A 1,103-nucleotide genomic window follows, 5' to 3' on the forward strand; every position below is an offset into this window, starting at 1 on the left:
CTGATACCCTTGTCTGGTATCTCCCTGAGCTGTTCCTTTACCGTTCTAATCTTGTCGGACCATTCTGTTTTCCTTCCGATGTCTACCAGCACAGGGAATATTGATGTGAACCATCCCACGGAATGGCTTGTATCTGCCCCTGGTCTTATATCTTCTCTTCCGTGCCCCTCCATTGCGAAGACGAGCTCTCCCTGGTTGGTATATTCCCTGAAAGTTTCCGCTAGCGCTGTGACCAGCAGGTCGTTTATTTCTGTGAGGTATGCTGAGTTTGCGTTCTGGATCAGCATGGATGTCATTTTGCTGTCCATTTCCACGGAGATTTCAGCTGTTGATTTCTCACGGTCCGTGCGGTCTGTTTTCAGGGGGCTTGCTGCCTGTACAGTCTTCTGCCAGAACGGGATATGTGTTAATGTCCTTTGATCATTTGCATATTCCTCCAGATGGTTTACCCAGGTTTTTACCGAGGCTGTTTTGGGATGGGTTGTTCTTTTCTCTATAATGTCCTGGAGGTCCTCAATGATTATCCTCCAGCTGACACCGTCCACGACCAGGTGGTGCAGTACTATGAAGAGCCTGTTGTGGCTGTCTTCTTCCGGTGTCTGGATAAAGGCGAAATGGCCGATTGGTCCGTTGTGGATATCTATTTTCTTCTGCAGCCCGCTGCATATCTGGTCTATCTGTTTTCCATCCTGTATACTGAACGTGCTGAAAAGGGGTGCTTTTTGGGTGTACTGCTGTGCCCATTCTCCGTCATTCATAAAATAGGACAGCCTGAGGGCATCATGCATTTCTACCAGTTCGGTACATGCCTTCTCAATTACCTGTTCGGAGATGTTCTTGTCGATGGCGAGCAGTACATCCTGGTTGTAATGGTTTGGATTTGCGAACTGCTGTTCAAAAAAGAACTGCTGTACAGGCAGCATGCGGACTGTTCCCGTCAGTGGACGGTCTGCCTGGTTCTCCTGCCGGGGTTTCTGGTTTCCTGCTGCGCCTGCAAGTTCTGCAATTGTCTGGTGCTGGAAGACATCTCTTGGCTGGATCTCGATACCTGCTCTTCTGGCCCTGCTGACCACCTGTATCGTTATTATGGAATCGCCCCCGAG

1 protein-coding gene is annotated in these 1,103 nt (G+C 49.4%); it reads right to left on the reverse strand.

What is annotated here, in order from left to right; translation table 11 throughout:
• Positions 1-1,103: condensation domain-containing protein (locus BLR60_RS24600; protein ID WP_244155742.1), on the reverse strand; the 1,103-nt coding region annotated here is incomplete at both ends.

This window comes from Pedobacter terrae, assembly GCF_900100705.1.
Lineage (GTDB): Bacteria > Bacteroidota > Bacteroidia > Sphingobacteriales > Sphingobacteriaceae > Pedobacter > Pedobacter terrae.